Origin of the sequence: Aeromicrobium sp. IC_218, from assembly GCF_004336805.1 — a bacterium.
Lineage (GTDB): Bacteria > Actinomycetota > Actinomycetes > Propionibacteriales > Nocardioidaceae > Aeromicrobium.
In genome coordinates, this window is record NZ_SJXM01000004.1 from 154,150 (window position 1) to 172,259 (window position 18,110).

At 73.6% G+C, this 18,110-nt stretch carries 22 protein-coding genes, 1 tRNA gene, 1 pseudogene and 1 riboswitch; of the genes and pseudogenes, 13 read left to right on the plus strand and 11 right to left on the minus strand.

Features of this window, described 5'->3' with window-relative positions:
* Positions 1–38: 38 nt before the first annotated feature.
* Positions 39–686, minus strand: a complete 648-nt coding sequence (locus E0W78_RS06605; protein ID WP_242686258.1) for an HAD hydrolase-like protein — start codon at positions 684–686, stop codon at positions 39–41.
* Positions 687–710: 24 nt separating this feature from the next.
* On the opposite strand from E0W78_RS06605, the gene E0W78_RS06610 reads away from it, so the two are divergent.
* The 5 genes from E0W78_RS06610 to E0W78_RS06630 all read left to right on the plus strand — a co-directional run bounded on the left by E0W78_RS06610 (position 711) and on the right by E0W78_RS06630 (position 5,948).
* A complete protein-coding gene (locus tag E0W78_RS06610; protein ID WP_131403060.1) occupies positions 711–1,865 on the plus strand; it encodes a histidine kinase in 1,155 nt (384 codons plus the stop codon).
* A complete protein-coding gene (locus E0W78_RS06615) occupies positions 1,862–2,524 on the plus strand; it encodes a response regulator transcription factor (RefSeq protein WP_165570426.1) in 663 nt (220 codons plus the stop codon). The genes E0W78_RS06610 and E0W78_RS06615 overlap by 4 nt, the downstream gene beginning before the upstream one ends.
* Before the next feature lie 82 nt (positions 2,525–2,606).
* Entirely contained in the window at positions 2,607–3,350 is a 744-nt protein-coding gene (locus E0W78_RS06620) for an ABC transporter ATP-binding protein (protein WP_131403061.1), read from the plus strand.
* Positions 3,347–4,714: an ABC transporter permease gene (locus tag E0W78_RS06625; protein WP_131403062.1), complete on the plus strand. Its 1,368-nt coding sequence runs from the start codon at positions 3,347–3,349 to the stop codon at positions 4,712–4,714. Before E0W78_RS06620 ends, E0W78_RS06625 begins: the two co-directional genes overlap by 4 nt.
* Positions 4,715–5,030: 316 nt before the next feature.
* Complete coding sequence (locus E0W78_RS06630; protein ID WP_131403063.1) at positions 5,031–5,948, plus strand: LysR family transcriptional regulator; 918 nt, start codon at positions 5,031–5,033, stop codon at positions 5,946–5,948.
* 42 nt (positions 5,949–5,990) lie between these two features.
* Here E0W78_RS06630 and E0W78_RS06635 read toward each other — a convergent pair whose 3' ends face one another.
* The 6 genes from E0W78_RS06635 to E0W78_RS06660 are packed head-to-tail and all read right to left on the minus strand — an operon-like array spanning position 5,991 to position 10,828.
* Positions 5,991–7,232, minus strand: coding sequence for a solute carrier family 23 protein (locus tag E0W78_RS06635; protein ID WP_131403064.1), 1,242 nt, complete (start codon positions 7,230–7,232; stop codon positions 5,991–5,993).
* Between the two features lie 36 nt (positions 7,233–7,268).
* Positions 7,269–8,018, minus strand: a complete 750-nt coding sequence (locus E0W78_RS06640; RefSeq protein ID WP_131403065.1) for an enoyl-CoA hydratase — start codon at positions 8,016–8,018, stop codon at positions 7,269–7,271.
* Between the two features lies 1 nt (position 8,019).
* A complete protein-coding gene (locus E0W78_RS06645; RefSeq protein WP_131403066.1) occupies positions 8,020–8,316 on the minus strand; it encodes a DUF2470 domain-containing protein in 297 nt (98 codons plus the stop codon).
* Positions 8,317–8,325: 9 nt separating this feature from the next.
* Positions 8,326–9,174, minus strand: a complete 849-nt coding sequence (locus E0W78_RS06650; RefSeq protein WP_131403067.1) for a metal ABC transporter permease — start codon at positions 9,172–9,174, stop codon at positions 8,326–8,328.
* The gene (locus E0W78_RS06655) at positions 9,171–9,902 is read right to left on the minus strand and encodes a metal ABC transporter ATP-binding protein (protein WP_131403068.1); all 732 of its coding nucleotides are present in this window, start codon (positions 9,900–9,902) and stop codon (positions 9,171–9,173) included. The genes E0W78_RS06650 and E0W78_RS06655 overlap by 4 nt, the downstream gene beginning before the upstream one ends.
* Positions 9,899–10,828, minus strand: a complete 930-nt coding sequence (locus E0W78_RS06660) for a metal ABC transporter substrate-binding protein (RefSeq protein WP_242686259.1) — start codon at positions 10,826–10,828, stop codon at positions 9,899–9,901. Before E0W78_RS06660 ends, E0W78_RS06655 begins: the two co-directional genes overlap by 4 nt.
* A gap of 91 nt (positions 10,829–10,919) precedes the next feature.
* Between E0W78_RS06660 and E0W78_RS06665 the strand changes: the two genes are divergently transcribed.
* The 3 genes from E0W78_RS06665 to E0W78_RS06675 are packed head-to-tail and all read left to right on the plus strand — an operon-like array spanning position 10,920 to position 11,841.
* On the plus strand, positions 10,920–11,156 hold the full coding sequence (locus E0W78_RS06665) for a hypothetical protein (protein WP_131403070.1): 237 nt from the start codon (positions 10,920–10,922) through the stop codon (positions 11,154–11,156).
* Positions 11,153–11,578 carry a GNAT family N-acetyltransferase gene (locus tag E0W78_RS06670; protein ID WP_131403071.1) on the plus strand — a complete coding sequence of 142 codons (426 nt, stop codon included), beginning with the start codon at positions 11,153–11,155 and terminating at the stop codon, positions 11,576–11,578. The genes E0W78_RS06665 and E0W78_RS06670 overlap by 4 nt, the downstream gene beginning before the upstream one ends.
* Positions 11,579–11,619: 41 nt before the next feature.
* Entirely contained in the window at positions 11,620–11,841 is a 222-nt protein-coding gene (locus E0W78_RS06675; RefSeq protein ID WP_131403072.1) for a hypothetical protein, read from the plus strand.
* 4 nt (positions 11,842–11,845) lie between these two features.
* Here the strand turns inward: E0W78_RS06675 and E0W78_RS06680 are convergent, their stop codons facing one another.
* Positions 11,846–13,060 (minus strand): HNH endonuclease signature motif containing protein, encoded by a 1,215-nt coding sequence (locus E0W78_RS06680; protein WP_131403073.1) that lies wholly within the window; start codon positions 13,058–13,060, stop codon positions 11,846–11,848.
* A gap of 72 nt (positions 13,061–13,132) precedes the next feature.
* Here E0W78_RS06680 and E0W78_RS06685 point away from each other — a divergent pair.
* The 3 genes and pseudogenes from E0W78_RS06685 to E0W78_RS06695 form a co-directional block, all read left to right on the plus strand.
* Positions 13,133–13,666: pseudogene (locus E0W78_RS06685) on the plus strand (GNAT family N-acetyltransferase); the annotation flags it as partial.
* A gap of 6 nt (positions 13,667–13,672) precedes the next feature.
* Positions 13,673–14,479 (plus strand): DUF817 domain-containing protein, encoded by an 807-nt coding sequence (locus tag E0W78_RS06690; protein ID WP_131403075.1) that lies wholly within the window; start codon positions 13,673–13,675, stop codon positions 14,477–14,479.
* A gap of 223 nt (positions 14,480–14,702) precedes the next feature.
* On the plus strand, positions 14,703–15,668 hold the full coding sequence (locus E0W78_RS06695; protein WP_131403076.1) for an SGNH/GDSL hydrolase family protein: 966 nt from the start codon (positions 14,703–14,705) through the stop codon (positions 15,666–15,668).
* A 47-nt stretch (positions 15,669–15,715) separates the two neighbouring features.
* Here E0W78_RS06695 and E0W78_RS06700 read toward each other — a convergent pair.
* Positions 15,716–15,789: transfer RNA gene (locus E0W78_RS06700), tRNA-Gly, on the minus strand.
* An 84-nt stretch (positions 15,790–15,873) separates the two neighbouring features.
* On the opposite strand from E0W78_RS06700, the gene dcd reads away from it, so the two are divergent.
* Both dcd and E0W78_RS06710 read left to right on the plus strand, forming a co-directional pair.
* A complete protein-coding gene (gene dcd / locus E0W78_RS06705; RefSeq protein WP_131403077.1) occupies positions 15,874–16,449 on the plus strand; it encodes a dCTP deaminase in 576 nt (191 codons plus the stop codon).
* A 148-nt stretch (positions 16,450–16,597) separates the two neighbouring features.
* A complete protein-coding gene (locus tag E0W78_RS06710; RefSeq protein ID WP_242686260.1) occupies positions 16,598–17,077 on the plus strand; it encodes an acyl-CoA thioesterase in 480 nt (159 codons plus the stop codon).
* A gap of 9 nt (positions 17,078–17,086) precedes the next feature.
* On the opposite strand, the gene E0W78_RS06715 is transcribed toward E0W78_RS06710, so the two are convergent.
* Both E0W78_RS06715 and E0W78_RS06720 read right to left on the minus strand, forming a co-directional pair.
* Entirely contained in the window at positions 17,087–17,401 is a 315-nt protein-coding gene (locus E0W78_RS06715; protein WP_131403078.1) for an SMR family transporter, read from the minus strand.
* An 11-nt stretch (positions 17,402–17,412) separates the two neighbouring features.
* Positions 17,413–17,477: riboswitch (guanidine-III (ykkC-III) riboswitch) on the minus strand.
* Positions 17,478–17,493: 16 nt separating this feature from the next.
* Positions 17,494–18,012: a GNAT family protein gene (locus E0W78_RS06720; RefSeq protein WP_131403079.1), complete on the minus strand. Its 519-nt coding sequence runs from the start codon at positions 18,010–18,012 to the stop codon at positions 17,494–17,496.
* Positions 18,013–18,110: the final 98 nt, after the last annotated feature.

Sequence of the window (18,110 nt, forward strand, 5' to 3'; positions counted from 1 at the left end):
CCGGGACCCCAGCGGCACGAGGCGAGGAGGCCAGCGTGCTACTGGTTAGTAACTTCAGTATCCCCCGTCGGGGTGCCTGCGACAAGGGCGGGGTCGGAATCGGCCAGCCGGGCCGGCAGGTCGGCCAGCGAGCCGAGCACCAGTGCGGCGCCGGCGGCGGTCAGCTCGGCGGCCGAGCAGGGTCCGGTGGTGACGCCGACGCCCGGCACGCCGGCCAGCCGCGCGGCCTCCATGTCGTGCACGTGGTCGCCGACGTAGAGGGTGGCCGACTCCTGCGTCAGGACGTCCGCCTTGCCGCCGCGCCACACGTCGCCGTGGACCGCGTCGACCGGCAGGTGCAGGTGCTGGACGTGCAGCACCGCGTTGCGCTGGGCCTTGGCCGTGATCAGCAGGGTGCGGCCGCGCTCGGCCGCGGCCTCGAGCGCCTCGCGGGCGCCGGGCAGCAGCGTCACCCGGTCGACGGCGATCGCCGGGTACAGGGCGCGGTAGCGGTCGGCCATCGCCGGGACGTCCTCGGCCGGGAACCAGTTCGCGAGCTCGGCCTCGACGGGCGGTCCGAGCCGCGACACGACCAGGTCGGAGTCGATGAAGGTGCCGGTGCGCGCCGCGAGCTCGTCGTAGACCGCCTTGATGCCGGGTCGGGAGTCGATGAGGGTCATGTCGAGGTCGAAGCCGGTGCAGGTCACGCCCCGACCCTAGGCTGTGTGCTCGTGCCCGGCCTCTCGTCCCTGCAGCGACCCGACCGGCTGTGGGTCGACGTGCCGCTGGCCGTCGCCTTCACCGCCTTCGGGCTGCTGCTGAGCCCGCAGTACGGCGCCGGCAACGGCGGGCTGGCCGCGCTGCTCGTCATGGCTCCCGCCGTGGCGCTGCGCCGGGTCGCCCCGGCGCTGGCGCTCGCCGTGGCCTGGCTGTCGGCGCTGGTGCAGATGGCCACGCTGAGCGACCCGGGCTACGTCCAGCTCGGCACCGCCGCCGTCGTCTACGCCTGCGCGGCCTACGGACGCCGGCCGCTCGTGGTGGCGGCCGCGGCGTCGTGCGTCGTCGGACCGGTCCTCGCGGTGACCTACCTGGTGCTGCGGACGCAGGCCCGGACCGCCGGCGACTTCGTGGTGGTCAACTCCGTCGAGTCGGCCCTGGCCGTCGGGGTCGCGGCCTTCGCGGTGCTCGGCCTGGGCTGGGTCAGCGGCCTGCTCGTGCGCGTCGCCGCCCAGGCCCGCGACAGCCGGCTGGGCCGCGAGCAGGCCGAGCGCGACGCCGCGACGGCGCGCGAGATCGCCGGCCTCGAGCAGTCGCACGCCGAGCTGGCGCGCGAGGTGCACGACGTCGTGGGGCACTCGCTGGCGGTCATCGTCGCGCAGGCCGACTCGGTGCGGTTCCTGCCCGCCGACGACCGCACCGCCGTCGACCGGACGGTGGAGACGATCGCCGAGACCGCGCGCGGGTCGCTGGCCGAGGTGCGCGCCGTGCTCTCGCGGCTGGACGAGCCGCGGCCCGGCGACCTGGACGCGCTCGTGCGCCGGGTCGAGGCGACCGGTCGCGAGGTCGTCCGGAACCGGGTCGGCGACCCGCGCCCGCTCCCGGCGTCCGCGGAGCACGTACGGTTCCGGGTCGTGCAGGAGATGCTGACCAACGCCGTGCGGCACGGCACGCCTGGCACCGTCCGGCTCGACGAGCACTGGGGCGAGGGCGGCGTGCGCATCACCGTCCGCAACCCGGTCGCGCCCGACGCGGCCGACGCGGTGCCCGGCTACGGCACGGTCGGCATGCGGGCCCGGCTGGCCGAGCTCGGCGGCACGCTGACCCTGGAGCGCTCGGCCGACGAGTACCGGGCCGAGGCGTTCGTCCCGGCGGAGGTGGCGTCGTGAGCGAGCCGATCCGCCTCGTCCTGGTCGACGACCAGGCGCTCTTCCGCGCCGGCGTGGCGGTGGTCGTCGACGCCCAGCCCGACATGGAGGTCGTCGGCCAGGCCGGCGACGGGCGGGAGGCGCTGGACGTCGTCGAGCGCGAGCGGCCCGACGTGGTCCTGATGGACCTGCGCATGCCGGTCATGGACGGCGTCGAGGCCACGCGGGCGCTGTTCGACCCGGCGCGCGTCCAGGCCCGCACCCACCCGCTGCGCGTGGTCGTCCTGACCACCTTCCACCTCGACGACGCGGCGGCGTCGGCCATCCGGGCCGGGGCTAGCGGCTTCCTGCTCAAGGACGCCACGCCGGAGTTCCTCTGCGCCGCGATCCGCACCGTCCACGCCGGCAACGCGGTCATGACGCCCGGCGACCTGACCGCCCTGCTCGACCGGCCCGCCGCCGCGCGTCCGGTGCCGCCGGCCTACGAGCGGCTCACCGAGCGTGAGCGGACGGTCTTCGTGCACGCCGGCCGGGGGCTCAGCAACGCCGAGATCGCCGCGGCCGAGCACCTCAGCGAGTCGACGGTCAAGACCCACGTGAGCAGCGTCCTGGCCAAGCTCGGCCTGCGCGACCGCGTGCAGCTCGTCGTGTTCGCGCACGAGCACGGCCTCCTGGCGTAGGGGCAGGTCGGTACCGCAGGACGAGCAGGTCGGTACCCGCGGCCGAGGTGGGGAGGGGTGCCGCGTCCCTAGCGTCGGTGCCATGACCACGACACCCGTCCTGCAGGCCCGCGGCCTGCGCCGCAGCTACCAGTCCGGACCCCAGACCGTCCACGCCGTCGACGGCATCGACCTCGCGCTCGACGCGGGGGAGTTCATCGCCGTCATGGGGCCGAGCGGCTCGGGCAAGTCCACGCTCATGCACCTGCTCGCCGGGCTCGACCAGCCGTCCGAGGGCACGGTCCTGCTCGACGGCGACGACCTCACCGCGATGGACGACGAGGAGCTCACCACGGTGCGCCGTCGTCGCATGGGCTTCGTCTTCCAGTCCTTCAACCTCGTGCCCGACCTGACCGTGCGCGAGAACCTGCGCCTGCCGCTGTCGTTCGAGCGTCCGCCCGTGCGTCCGGACGGCGCCTGGGAGGCGACGCTGACCGACCGGCTCGGCCTGGCCGGCCTGCTCGAGCGGCTCCCGCACGAGCTGTCCGGCGGCCAGCAGCAGCGGGTCGCGATCGCGCGGGCGCTCGTGCGCACCCCGTCGGTCGTGTTCGCCGACGAGCCGACCGGCAACCTCGACGTCGCCACCGGGCGGGCGGTGCTGAGCCTGCTCGGCGAGCTCGTCCGCAGCCTGGGCTGCACCGTCGTCATGGTCACCCATGACGCGACGGCCGCCTCGCACGCCGACCGGACGCTGTTCCTGCGCGACGGCCGCGTGGTCGACGCGCTGGACGACGCCGACGACGAGGCCATCGCGCGCACGATGCTCGACCTGGTGCGGGCTTCGTGAGGCGCCGCGGACCGGGCTCGGTCACGAGCCTCGTGGTGGTCGCGCTGGTGACCGCCTACGCGACCGTGCTGCTGACCACGATCGTCATGCTCGGCCGGATCTCGCGCGAGAACGGCTTCACCGGTGACGGGTCGCGCGAGGTGCTGGCCATCCTGGGCACGGGCTTCCTGGTCGTCGCCGTGGTGGTGAGCGCGACCGTGCTGACCAACGCGTACGCGGTGGTGACCGCGTCGCGGGCGCGCGACGTCGCGCTGCGCCGGCTGCTCGGGTCGTCCGTCGCCCAGGAGCGCCGGCTCGTGGTGAGGGACGGCCTGCGCACCGGCGTGCTGGGCGTCGCCGCGGGACTCGTCGGCGGCGTGGCGATCAACGCGGTCATCGGGGTCACCGTCGGCGGCGGCCTGCGCTCGGGCGTGGTCGAGCCGCTGGTCGTCGTCCCGTGCGCGGGGGTGCTGCTGACCGCGGTGCTGGCCGCCTGGCGCGGGTCGTCCGCGGTGCTCGACGTGCAGCCGGCCCAGGCGCTCGGCGCCGCCGCTGCGGTGGAGACCGGTGCGCCGGCCGAGCCGCCGCGCTGGACGGCGGTCGCCCGGGTGCTCGTCGTGCTCGGACTGCTGGGAGTCGGCGGGGCCGCGGCGGGCGGCGTCCTCGCGCCGCAGGCGGCCTACCTCGGGCTGCTCGGCGGGCCGCTGCTGGCCTTCGGCGTGGTGCTCAGCGCACCGGCGCTGTTCCCGCGCTGGCTGAACCTGCTCGGCCGGCTGTGGCCGAGCACGCCGTCGGGGGTGCTGGCCCAGCGCCGCCTGGCCCACAACCCCGAGCGGACCGGCCGCACGGCCGCGGGCGTCGTGGTGATCGTGTCGGTCGTGACGATGTTCGTGGTCGCCTCGGCCACGCTCGACCGCGCGGTGGACCGGATGTACGAGGGCACGAGCGGCGCCGAGGGGGCGGCGGACACGACGATGGTGCTCGCCGGCGTCGTCTCGGTGATGGTCAGCGCGGCCGCGCTCATCTCGGCGATCGGCCTGTGCCAGACGATCGGCCTGGGGGCGCGCATGCGCCGCCGCGAGACCGGGCTCATGCGGGTGCTCGGCCAGTCGCGGGCGGACGTCCGCGCGGTGACGATCGGCGAGAGCGCCCGGCTCGGGCTCGGGGCGGTCACGGCCGGCCTGCTGCTGGGGACGTTCGTCGGCTGGGCCGGCGCGCAGAGCCTCATGGGCTCGGTGGTGCGCGAGCACGTGGTGGCGCCGGTCGTGCCGTGGTGGCTGCTGCTCGCGCTGGCCGTGGTCACGATGGCCCTGGCCGTGGGCGCGGCGCTCGCGCCGCTGCGCGACAACCTGCGCGGGACCCCGCTGGCCGCGCTCCGCGGCTAGGAACGACGACGCCCGCCTCCCTGCGACGGAGGCGGGCGTCTCGTGGTGACCGGCGCGACGGACGCTCGGGGGAGGTCGGCCGTCGCGCCGGAGTCAGCGGGTCAGAACTGCTTGATCGTGGGGACGCGACCGTAGCCGTCGGTCGCGACGGTGATGACGGACTTGGTGATGCCGATGGCGGCGACGACGGCGCAGGCGCCGAGCAGGACGGTCATGGTCGTTCCTCCTTCAAGGGGTTCGTGGACACCTCCATGGTTGCGCTCTCAACTGTCAAGGACAATCGAACTGTTCTACACGTAACGTGTAGTGTCGCTACATGGACGAGCGGCGCCTGCGGGTTCTCAGGGAGTTTTCCGAGCGCGGCTCGGTGCAGGCGACTGCGGATGCGTTGAACGTCACACCGTCCGCGGTGTCGCAGCAGCTCAAGCAGCTGTCGCGCGAGGCCGGCGTGCCGCTGGTCGAGCCGCACGGGCGGGGCGTCGCGCTCACCAGCGCGGGTCGCCGGCTCGCCTCGATCGCCACCGAGCTCGCGGTCGCGTCCGCTCGCGCCGAGGCGTCCTGGCAGGAGTACCTCGAGCGTCCGGCCGGTGAGGTGACGGTGCTGTCGTTCCCCACCGGTGCCGAGATGCTGCTGCCCGGGGTGCTCTCCCGGCTGGTCGACGTGCCGCAGCTGGACGTGGTGTGCCGCGACCTGGACGTGCACCTGGCCGACTACGCCGACTTCACCTCCGACCACGACGTGGTGGTCGCCGACAGCCCGACCGCGTCCGAGTCGTGGCACCGGCGCGGGCTGCAGGTGGTGCCGCTCATGAGCGAGCCGCTCGACGTCGCCCTGCCCGAGGACCACCGGCTCGCGTCGCGGCCCAGCCTGTCGCCGAAGGACGTCGCGGACGAGACCTGGATCGGCGTCCCCCGCGACTACCCGTACGACCGGGTGCTGAGCCAGCTCGTCGCGGTGACCGGGGAGCCGGTGCGGGTGGTGCAGCGGTTCGCCGACAACGGGGTGGTCGAGGCGATGGTCGCGGCCGGCCACGGCATCGCGATCCTGCCCCGGTTCACCACGCGTGAGCACGGCAACGGACTGGTGACCCGGCCGCTGGTGGGCATCCGGGCCAAGCGCGACATCAGCGCCCTGCTGCGTCCGGACCGGTTCGAGCGGCCCTCGGTGCGCCTGGTCGTGCAGGCCCTGCGGGACGAGGCACGGGCCGTCGCCGACTCCCACCACAGCGTGTAGGAGGGGCGCCGGCCCGTGCGGGTCGTGCGTGCGAGGCGTCGGTCAGCGGCGGCGGACCAGCGTCATCACGTGGTAGATCACCACGGCCGCGACGCTGCCGAGCACGATGCCGGTCACCGTGACGTCGCCGGACGTGAGCGTGAGGTTGCCGATGCCGATGATGAGCGCGGCGGCGGCCGTGTACTGGTTCACCGGGTCGGAGAAGTCGACCTTGTTGTCCATCCAGATGCGGATGCCGATGAGCCCGATGAGGCCGTACAGCGCGACGGTCACGCCGCCGATGACGCCCGGCGGGATGGTGATGAGCAGCGCGCCGAGCTTGGGCGAGAGGCTCAGCAGCACCGCGACGACGCCGGCGACCACGTAGGCGGCCGAGGAGAAGACGCGCGTGGCGGTCATGACGCCGATGTTCTCGCCGTACGTCGTGGTGGCCGAGCCGCCGAAGGAGCCGGCGACCGCGGACGCGAAGCCGTCGGCGAACAGCGTCCGGCCGGTCATGCGGTTGATCTCGGGCTGCTCGGTCAGGTGCGCGACGGAGCGGACGTGGCCGACGTTCTCGGCGACCAGGGCCAGGACGATCGGCAGGAACATCGGGAGCACCGACCACTCGACGTCCATCGTGTGGAAGTCGGGCAGGCCGAACCAGTCGGCGGTGCCGACCTTGCTGAAGTCGACCTGGTCGGTGACGATCGCCGCCAGGTAGCCCGCGACGATGCCGATGAGGATGGACAGGCGGGCCGGGAAGCCGCGCAGCACGACCGCGGACAGCACGATGACCGCGAGCGTGAACGTCGCCAGCCACGGGCCCTGCTGGTAGTTGTTCGTGGCCGCGGTGGCCAGGTTCAGGCCGATGAGGGCGACGATGGCGCCGGTGACGACCGGCGGCATGAGCAGCTCGAGCCAGCGCACGCCGGTGGCCTGCACGATCGCGCCCACGACGGCCAGCGTCACGCCGGTGACGAAGATGCCGAACAGGGCCGCGCCGGTGTCGCCGTCGTTGACGAGGGTGCTGACCGGGGCGATGAACGCGAACGACGAGCCGAGGTAGCTCGGCACGCGACCGGCGGTGAGGGCCAGGAAGAACAGGGTGCCGACGCCGGAGAAGAACAGCGTCGTGGTCGGCGGCAGACCGGTGAGGATCGGCACCAGGAACGTCGCGCCGAACATGGCGACGACGTGCTGGGCGCCGAACCCGATGGTGCGCGGCCAGGACAGTCGTTCCAGGGGCAGGACGATGGCGTCCTCGGCGACGGCGCGGCCGTCTCCGTGCAGCTTCCAGACCACAGGGTCTCCTCGGATGGGGGTGGGGCGGGGCAGGGGTCAGGCGGTGAAGCGGGCGGCGAACGCCTCGAACTCGTCGCTGGCCAGCGAGGCGGCCTGGGCCCAGGACTCGAAGTCCAGGGACGTGGCGAGGTCGGCCTCGGCGGCGATGCGCACCGAGCGCTTCACGTGGGCGGTGAGGGTGCGGTCACGGGCGGCCCAGCGCGTCGCGAGCTCGTGGGCGCGCGCAGCGGGGTCGTCGGCGAGCTCCTCGGCGAGGCCGAGCCGCACGGCGTCCTCCACACGCACCAGGTCGCCGTTCAGCAGCGCGTAGGTGGCGCGGGCACGGCCCATGCGCTCGGTGAGCATCCAGCTGCAGCCGCCGCCGGGGTGCAGGCCGATATCGGTGAACGTCGGGCCGAAGCCGGCCCGCGGTCCGGCGACGATGACGTCGCAGGCCAGCGCGATGTTGAGCCCGGCGCCGACCGCCGCGCCCTGGACGGCGGCGATCGTCGGGATGCTCAGCTGGCGGATCGGCAGGAACGAGTCGTAGACGCCCATGAGGTGGTCGCGCAGCACGGACGTCGGGCGGGTGCGGTCGCCGAACAGGCTGGCCAGGTCGGCGCCGGCGCAGAACGCCTTGCCGGCGCCGCGGACGACGAGGGCGCGGGCGTCGTCGTCGGCCGCCACGGTCGCGACGGCGGCGGCGAGCTCGTCCAGCAGCGGGCGGTCGAGGGCGTTGCGCCGCTCGGGCGCGTTCAGCGTGATGGTGCGGACGCCGCCGTCGGACTCGAGCAGGACGAGCGCCATGTCAGTGCCCCCGCGGCTCGACGCCGAGACGCTCGCAGGCCTGCTCGTAGAGGACGACCACGGCCTTGCGCAGGTCGGCGCGCTCGGTCACCTCGATCGGCCACGGCACCTCGACGGCGGTCGTGGTGTCCTCGACCTCGGCGGTCCAGCGTCCGGCCGTGGCGTCGAGACCGACCATCGTGGCCGTAATGGCCTGGGGGTCGGCGAACGCGCGGACGATGAGCAGCGAGTCGTCGGCGTGGTCGTCGTTCATGTGCGTCAGGACGGCCTGCACGACCGAGTCGTCGAAGGTGGTCACGGCCGTACGCTAGCGGCTCCGACGCCTGGTGCGGGCGAGGACGCCGTGCCGGGGCGCCAGCAGGAACACCAGCGCGAACAGGCAGCCCTGGGCGAGGACGATCATCGCGCCGGGCGCGGTGTCGAGGTAGTAGGCGCCGTAGAGGCCGACCAGCGCGCACAGCGCGGACGCCGCGGGGGCCACGAGCAGCATCCGGTCGAAGCGGTCGGTCAGCAGCCGGGCGGTCGCACCGGGGGTGATGAGCATGGCGACCACCAGCACGACGCCGACGGTCTGCAGCGCGACGACGGTGGTGAGCGCGAGCAGGGCCAGGAGCAGCCAGCGCAGCCGCGCGGGGCTCAGCCCGATGGCGAAGGCGTGGGTCGGGTCGAAGGCCACGAGCGTGAGGTCGCGGCGCTTGAGCAGCAGCACCACCAGCACGACGGCGGCGATCCCGATGATCTGCCAGAGCTCGCCGGCGTCCACGCCGAGCACGTTGCCGAAGACGATGTGGTTGAGGTCGGTCTGGCTCGGCGTGACCGAGATGAGCACGAGGCCGAGCGCGAACAACGTCGTGAAGACGATGCCGATCGCGGCGTCCTCCTTCACCCGCCGGCCCTCGCGCACCGCGCCGATGAGGGCGACGGCCAGGAAGCCGAACGCCGCCGCGCCCACCGCGAACGGCAGCCCGACCACGTAGGCCAGCACGACGCCGGGCAGGACCGAGTGGGAGACGGCGTCGCCCATGAGCGACCAGCCGACGAGCACCAGCCAGCACGAGAGCACGGCGCACACGACGGCCGCGGCGAGGCTGGCCACGAGCGCGCGCTCCATGAAGCCGTACGCGAAGGGGTCGACCAGCAGGTCCCAGAGGGTCATCGGTCCTCACCCACGTCCAGGCCGAACGCGCGGGCCAGGTTCTCGGGCCGGACGACGTCGGTCGTGGGTCCGTGCAGGAGCACGGTGCGGCGCAGCAGGACCGACTCGTCGGCCAGCTCGGGCAGCCGGGCCAGGTCGTGGCTGGAGACCAGGACGGTGCCGCCGTCGGCCGCGAACGCGCGTAGCAGGACGGTCAGCGCCTCCTCGGTGCGCCGGTCGACGCCGGCGAACGGCTCGTCGAGCAGCAGCACCTGCGGAGCCTGGGCCAGGGCCCGGGCGACGAAGGCACGCTTGCGCTGGCCGCCGGACAGGTTGCCGATCTGGCGGTCGGCGAGGTCGGCCAGGCCCACGCGCTCGACCGCGTCGGCGACGGCCGCGTGGTCGTCCCGGCGCGGACGCCGAGTCGGCCCGAGCCGTCCGTAGCGGCCGGTCATCACCACGTCGCGGACGCTGACCGGGAACGTCCAGTCGACCTCCTCGCTCTGCGGCACGTAGCCGACGGCGCGGTGGCGGCGCGCCGCGGCGGGCGAGTCACCGAGGATGCGGACGGTGCCGCCGTCGGGCCGCACCAGGCCGAGCACGGACTTGAACAGCGTCGACTTGCCCGATCCGTTCATGCCGACGAGCCCGCACACGCGGCCGGGCTCGAGGGTGAAGGACGCGTCCTCGAGCGCGGTCACGGTGCCGTAGCGCACGCGCAGCCCGCGGACGTCCAGGGCGGGGGTCATGCGGGGCCTTCCGTCAGGCCGGCGACGATCACGTCGACGTCGTGGCGCAGCAGCTCGAGGTAGGTGGGCACGGGGCCGTCCGGCTCGGAGAGGGAGTCGACGTACAGCGTGCCGCCGAACCGGGCTCCCGTCTCCTCCACGACCTGCCGCATGGGGTCGTCGCTCACGGTCGACTCGCAGAACACCGCGGGCACGTCGCGCTCGCGGACGACCTCGATGGTGCGGCGGATCTGGCGCGGCGTGGCCTGCTGCTCGGCGTTGACCGGCCAGATGTACTGCTCGTCCAGGCCCGCGTCGCGGGCCAGGTAGGAGAACGCGCCCTCGCAGGTCACCAGCACGCGCTGGGCGGGCGGCACGGCGGCGACGGCCTCGCGCAGGTCGGCGGCGACGGCGTCCAGCTCGGCCCGGTAGGCGCGGGCGTTGGCGGCGAACTCGTCGGCGTGCTCGGGATCGAGCTCGGCGAACGCCCGGGCCATGGTGTCGACGTAGACCCCGGCCGCGGTGGGCGACATCCAGGCGTGCGGGTTGGGCTTGCCGGCGTACTCGTCCGAGGCGATGTCGATGGGCTCGACCCCCTCGGAGACGACGACGTGCTCGGCGTCGGCGTCCTGCGTGAGCTGCTCGAACCAGGTCTCGAGCCCCAGCCCGTTGTCGAGCACGAGGTCGGCGCGGGCGGTGTCGCGGATGTCGGTGGGGGTGGGCTCGTAGGCGTGGATCTCGGCGCCCACCTTGGTGATCGAGTGCACCTGCAGGTGGTCGCCCGCGACGCGCCGGGCGATGTCGGCCAGCACCGTGAACGTGGTGAGCACGTACGGCCGTGGGTCGGGCTCGTCGGCGACCTGGATGCAGCCGGACAGCGCGAGCGCCGCGGCGGCGAGGACGCCGGTCAGCGCCCGCCGGGGGCGTCGGCCAGCGCGGCTCGGCACCGGTGTCCTCCTGGAGGGTGGGCGGCAGTGGCGCCATGCTGTCACAGCCCGCAGGGGTCCACCGGGCGGACGGCTGCTCCATGATGGAGCCATGGACGAGCCTCGCGACCAGCCCGCTCCCGAGTCGCCGCAGGAGGGCTTCCGTCGCGCCCTCGTCATCGCCCTGGTCTGGATCGGGGTGCTGCTCGGCGTCCCGCTGCTCATCACGCTCGTGCTCGAGGTGCTGGGCGTGGACCGGCAGTTCACGTCGATGGAGCTGACGATCGTCCTGCTGGCCCAGCTCGTGCTCGCCCTGTGGCTGACCCGCAGGATCGTGCGGTCGCGATGAGCCTCGTCATCCGCTCCGCCACGACGGCGGACGTGCCCGAGGTCGTCGCGTTCTGGGCGGTGGCGGGCGAGAACGACGACCGGCCCACCGACAGCGAGGGCGCGGTCGTCCGCCTGGTGGAACGGGACCCGGACGCGCTGCTGCTCGCGCTCAACGGTGACGTGCTGGTCGGGACGGTCGTGGCCGGCTGGGACGGGTGGCGGGCCCACCTGTACCGCCTGGCGGTGCTGCCGGAGCGGCGCGGTCAGGGGGTGGCGAACGCGCTGCTGGACGCCGCGGAGGAGCGGCTGGTGCGCCTGGGCGCGGGGCGGCTCGACGCGATGGTGCTCGACGGGAACGAGCTCGGTCAGGCGGTGTGGCGGAAGCGTGGTTTCGCGCGCCAGCAGCGGTGGGGTCGCTGGGTGAAGCCGGTCGTCCGCTGATTCCGCTGCGGAACGAGCCCGGTCTGGCCGATCATCAGGGCATGACCTCGAGCCCGTCCGCCCCGTCGTCCCGCGCGCAGCGCGGCATCCTCGTCGTGCTGTTCTGGCTCGCCCTGTGGTTCGTCGGGCTCCCGCTGCTGGTCCTGGCGCTGATGGCGCTCGGGTTCAGCAACGCGGTCGGCATCGGTGAGATCGGTCTGTTCCTGCTGGTGTTCGTCGGCGTAGGGATCTACGGCACGCGCCGCATCCTGCGCGTGCGCTGACCCCTCACGTGCGCAGGCGCGCGAGCGGCGGTCGGACCGGCGGCACCCCCGAGCGGTAGCGGTGCCCGGTGGGCGTCGTCCACTCCACCTCGCGCCCGCGACCGCGCACCTGGACGCTCCAGCCGGGCAGGTGCTTGATGGTGTGCGACCGGACGCAGAGCCCCTGCGCGTTGTCGAGCGTCGTCGCACCGCCCTCGGTGAACGCGCGGACGTGGTCGACGTGCCGGATGCGGCAGTCGCACCCGGGCTGGCGGCACCGCCCGTCGCGCGAGCGGACGAAGCCGGTGTCGGCCCCGCTGAAGCGCCGCCGGCGCGGGTCGCGGGCGACGAGCGCACCGTCGACCGGGTCGGTGAGCAGCCGCCGGACGGACGCGTCGCGGGCGTGCGCGACGAGGTGCTCGGCGACCGCCGGCGTGAGCGGCCCGTAGCCCACCAGCTCGACGGGCTCGTCGGCGTCGCCCACGAGGGTGGGTGCGTCGAGGACGAGCTGCAGCTCGACGGCGGGCTTGCGGCCGGGCGTGAGGCCGGTGACGTCGGTGAGCAGGGTGTCGAACATGAGCTGGCTGACCGATCGGACGTCGCCGGCGGCGCGGGCGGTCTCGGCGCGGTGCCACAGGCTCTCGCGGATGGTCAGCACGTCCTCGGCCGGGCCGCGGACCCACAGGGCCGCGACCCCGTCGGGCTCGGGCGAGAGCTCGACCCGCTTGTCGGCGCGCGCCTGCTTCGCCCGCTCGTGGGCCGCCTCGGGGTCGAGCCCCACGACCACGTGGCGGGCGAGATCGGCAGCGCGTCGCGGGGTCAGCCCGTCGAGGTGGGGCGCGAGCTCGGCGTCGACCTGCGCGACGTCGTCGAGGCTGAGGGCGCCGCACTCGCGGCTGACGGCGTGGGCGCTGGTGACGGGGAGGCGTCCGGACCGCAGGGCGGACAGGACGGTGGGCATCGCCGCGAGGGTGACGGCGTGGCCGAGCTGGGTGCCCCCGGCCGACGGCGACACGCCCCGGGCCATCGCGACCTCTCCGGCCACGGTGAGCGTGGCGTCCATGCCGGTGCCGGCCCGCTCGGCGTGGAGGGCGGCCACCTGCTCGAGCTGCAGTGCGGTGGCGTGCCGCACGAGTCGCTCGAGCGCGGCGATGACGTCGATGCGCGAGCCGCCCAGCACGTCGTCGTGCTCGACCGCGGCGATCGCGGTCAGCAGCTGCTCGAACGGGACGTCCTCCATGACCCCACGTTATGACCGACCACCGACAGTTTTAGCCGCCGTTCCAACGGTTTCCTTCCGGTCCGGGCCGAGGTCCGACGCGCCAGCACCTACGCTGCGACCGTGGGCGACCTGACCATCCGCGCGGCGCGGGACGACGAGCACGCGCGGCTGGAGGACGTCGAGCGGGCGGCCGACACCGTGCTGGAGGCGCTGCTGCGTCCCGAGCGGCCGTCCACCCCGACCCCAGCGGCCGATCGGGCCTCCGCGCCCGGCTTCACGCTGGTCGCGGAGGACGGGAACGGACGCCTCGTCGGCTTCGTGCACGTGCTGGAGGACGCGGGCGAGGCGCACCTGGAGCAGGTCTCGGTGCTGCCCGACCACGGGCGCCGCGGGACCGGCCGGGCGCTCGTCGAGGCCGCCTGCGCCGGCGCGCGCGAGCGCGGCCACCGCGCGATCACCCTGCGGACGTTCGCCGACGTGCCCTGGAACGCGCCCTTCTACCGTTCGGCCGGCTTCGCCGAGTCCGAGCCGTCGGGCGCCGCCCAGCTCGCCCGCGAGGCGGACGAGCGCGCGTCCGGGCTCGACCGGCTCGGTCGCCGGGTCCAGATGACGCGCGAGCTCTGACCACCGATGACGCGACTCGTCCACGGCCTGGCCCAGCTGGCGCGCTTCGCGTGGGTCGAGGCGCTGTCGTGCCTGTTCGCCGTCGGCGTCTTCGCGGGCCTCGCCCTGTCGTCGGTCGTCCCGCTGCCGGTCGCACGCTACGACGCGCTGCTGGTCTGGTGCGTCGGTCTCACGCTCGCGTTCTGGGCGGTCGGTCTCGAGACGAGGCGCGAGGTGCTCGTCGTGCTGGCCTTCCACCTGCTCGGCCTCGCGCTCGAGCTGTTCAAGGTGCACGTCGGCTCGTGGTCGTACCCCGAGGACGCCTGGACCAAGATCGGCGGCGTCCCGCTCTACGCCGGGTTCATGTACGCGGCCGTCGGCTCCTACATCTGCCAGGCCTGGCGCCGGATGGACCTGCGCCTGTCCGGCTTCCCGCTCGTCCCGGCCGCTGTCGTCGCGGTCGCGATCTACGCCAACTTCTTCACCCACCACTGGATCGCCGACCTGCGCGTCCCGCTCGCGCTCGTCGGCCTGGTCGTCCTGCGCCGCTGCCTGGTGCACTTCCGGGTCGGCCGCGAGACCTACCGGATGCCGCTCGTGCTGGCCTTCGTGCTCATCGGCTTCTTCCTGTGGCTGGCCGAGAACGGCGCGACCTTCCTCGGTGCCTGGACGTACCCGTCGCAGCAGGACGTCTGGGAGGCCGTCCACGTCGGCAAGCTCGGCGCCTGGTCGCTGCTGGTGACGATGAGCTTCGTCATCGTCGCCGTGCTCAAGCGCTGGGAGGGCGAGCTCTACGCCGACGCCCCGGTGACCGTCACCCCCGACCGGGACTGAGCGACCGTCACTCCCGACCGCGACTGAGCGACCGCGCCAGGGCGCGAGCTGGACTCACCGGCGCGGACCTGCTCATGATCGGCCCGTCCCTGGCCGATCATCGACGAGCGGACACCGGGCGACGTTCAGACATCCCACGGACCAGGGATGTCGTGCCGTTCGTCCCCGCGAAGAGTGCCGGACACCTAGTCTTCACGACGACCATCACGACCCGGGGACATGCATGCTGAACACCCACGCCCGCCGCTCCGTCACGGCGGCGATCACCCTGGCGCTCGCCACGATGCTCCTGGGGGGCGTGGGAGCGCCGGCCGTCGCGGCCGAGCAGACCGCTTCGGGAGCCGCCACGGCGCGCCCGACGCCGCTGCGTGCGAACGTGCCGCTGCAGGTGCGGTCGTCCCGGGGAGCCATGCTCCACGACCGGAAGGGCCGGGCCGTGCGCAACCGGGCCGGGCAGGCCCGCCGGATCGCCCGCGGCACGGTGCGGACGTACACCCACCGCGTGCGGATCGGGGGGCGCGAGTACCGCCGCATGGCCCGCAAGGGCTACCTGGTGCGGCTCAGCTCGCTGCGCAGCCTGCCGCCGCGTCCCGTGCCGAAGCCCCGACCTCTGCTGGTGATCCAGGGCGACTCGATCACCTCGCAGTTCAACGATCGGGTGGGCGATCCCCAACGAGGCTGGTGGTCGTTCCTCGCCCAGTCCAAGAACGCCCGGGTGCTCACCGACGCGGTCGGTGGCACCGGCTTCGCGAAGCGGGCCGCGGCCAATGGTGTCGGCTGCGTGACGCCCAGCTTCCGTGAGCGGCTGGGTCGGGTCGCGGCGATGCGACCGGACACGCTCATCGTGGAGGGCGGCCGCAACGACTGGTGGGACTGCGGGGTCGGCGCGCTCACGCCCGAGCAGATCGACGCCAACGTCGCGGCGTACTTCGCGGACCTGCAGAAGGTGGTCCGGAGCGCCGGGATCGACCGGGTGCACGTCGTCACCGTCTGGGGCACCGGGGACGTCGTCGGTCGTGCCCCGGTCGTGGCGGCCGTCCAGGCGCACGCGAGGCTGGCGGGCTACCCCTTCACGATGATCGACCTCGTGCAGAAGGAGACCCGGGACGGCACGCACCCGAACGCCGCGGGCAACCAGCGGATCTACCGCACCCTGGCGCCGCTCGTGAAGGTCGAGCTCGGCCGCTGACCACACGCCGAAGGGCCCGCCACCTCGCGGTGACGGGCCCTTCGCCGTGGAGCCGATGACGGGAATCGAACCCGCGTGTCTTGCTTGGGAAGCAAGCGCTCTGCCATTGAGCTACATCGGCGGACGACCTCACGGTCGAGCGCTCCTACTGTAGCCATCCCGCAGGCGCGCCCGCTCCAGGCCCGCCCACGCTAGGGTTTGCGACGTGCTGCTCTCCGACCGCGACATCCTGGCCGAGATCGACGCCGACCGCGTGCGCCTCGACCCGCTCGACCGGGGCATGATCCAGCCGTCCAGCATCGACGTGCGCCTGGACAAGTTCTTCCGGGTGTTCGACAACCACAAGTACCCGCACATCGACCCGGCGGTCGACCAGTCCGACCTGACCCGCGAGGTCGAGGTCGCGAGCGGCGACGAGTTCATCCTCCACCCGGGCGAGTTCGTGCTCGGGTCGACGTACGAGCTGGTCACGCTGCCCGACGACGTCGCGGCGCGCCTGGAGGGCAAGTCGTCCCTCGGCCGGCTCGGCCTGCTGACGCACTCCACCGCCGGCTTCATCGACCCGGGCTTCTCCGGCCACGTGACGCTCGAGCTGGCCAACGTCGCGACCCTGCCGATCAAGCTCTACCCGGGCATGAAGATCGGGCAGCTGTGCTTCTTCCGGCTCACGTCGCCGGCCGAGAACCCGTACGGCTCGGCCGTCTACGGCTCGCGCTACCAGGGCCAGCGCGGACCGACGCCGTCGCGTTCGCACGCCAGCTTCCACCGCACCCCGATCTGACCGTGCCGCCGCGTGACCTGGGTCGCGTGGCGAACCAGACACCTGCGCGAGGCGGTCCGGACGCGTCCCCCGCGTAGCCTTGAGGGTCGGTGACGACGACGACCCAGGGGGACGAGCGGTGGACGGCAAGACCTGCAGGGACTCCCTGGTGATCCGGACGTCGCGGATCTTCCCCGACGCCGTCAACGACCACAACACATTGTTCGGCGGCCGGCTCATGAGCGACATCGACATGACCGCGTCCATCGCCGCCGTCCGGCACACCCGCACCGCCGTGGTCACCGCGTCGACCGACTCGGTCGACTTCCTCTCGCCGATCCGGCCCGGCCACTCGATGTGCCTGGAGTCCTACGTCAGCTGGACCGGACGCACCTCGGTCGAGGTGTTCACCAAGGTCATCGCCGAGGACCTCAAGACCGGTGACCGCACCGTCGCCGCCACCGCGTTCCTCACGTTCGTGGCGCTGGACGACGACGGCCGCCCGGCCCCGGTGCCGCCGGTCGTGCCGGAGAGCGTCGAGGAGGTCTTCCTGCACGAGACCGGCGACCTGCGCGCCGAGCAGCGCCGCGACCACCGGCGCCAGTCGCAGGACCTCGCCCGCGTCCTCACCGCCGACCGGCCCTGGTGAGCGCCGGGCTCAGCGCGCGAGCTTGAGCCCGATGACGCAGCCGATGATGCCGGCCAGCAGCAGCACCTTCACCACGCTGGCCTGCTCGTCGCCGGTGGCCATGCCGTAGGCGACGGTCAGGGTGGCACCGATCGCGACCCAGACCGCGTAGGCGGTGCCGGTCGGGATGGATCGCATGGCGTAGGCCAGGCCGACCATCGAGGCGGACACGGCGGCGGCGAAGACGAGCGAGGGCGCCAGGCGGGTGAACCCCTCGGTCTTGCCGAGGGCGACGGCCCACACGGCCTCGAGGGCGCCGGAGACGATCAGGACGAGCCAGGACACGAGGGACTCCTACCGGCCGTCTTGTCGCGTTCCGGGTACGGCTCCCTCGTCCGGTCAGCCGCGTGGGGGCTGCGGGCCCGACGGTAGCAACGTCAGGACGCCGGGGCCAGCCGCTGGAAGAGCACGTGGTCCTGCCAGCGTCCGGCGATGTGCAGGTACTGCGGCGCCAGGCCGTACTGCTCGAACCCGTTCTTGGCCAGGACGCGCTGGGACGCCCGGTTGTCGAGCAGCGTCGCCGCCTCCACGCGGTGCAGGCCCAGGTGGTCGAAGGCATACGTCGTGGCCTCGCCCAGCGCGCGGGTCATCACCCCGTGGCCGGCGAACCGCTCGGACATCCAGTAGCCGACGGCGCACGACATGAACGCGCGCCGCACGACGCCCGTGAGCGTCAGCGCCCCGACGAGGCGGCCGTCCACGACGACGCCGAACGGGTAGGCCATCCCGGCCGCGTGGGCGGCGATGAGCTGCTTGAGCTCCTCGCGCTGGCCCGCGGCGGTGAAGAACGACTCCTCGCGCTCGGGCTCGTACGGCGCGAGCCGCTCGCGCTCGGCCGCGCGCACCACCGCGAGCTCGTCGGCGTCGTCCAGGTTCAGGATCCGCAGCACGTCCACGCCCGCACCCTAGGGCGACCCCGACCCGTCCGCCCGTCGGCTCGGGGTCGCGCCCCGGGTGCCGCCAGGGTCGCTCCCCGATGTGGCGGAGGGGGTTC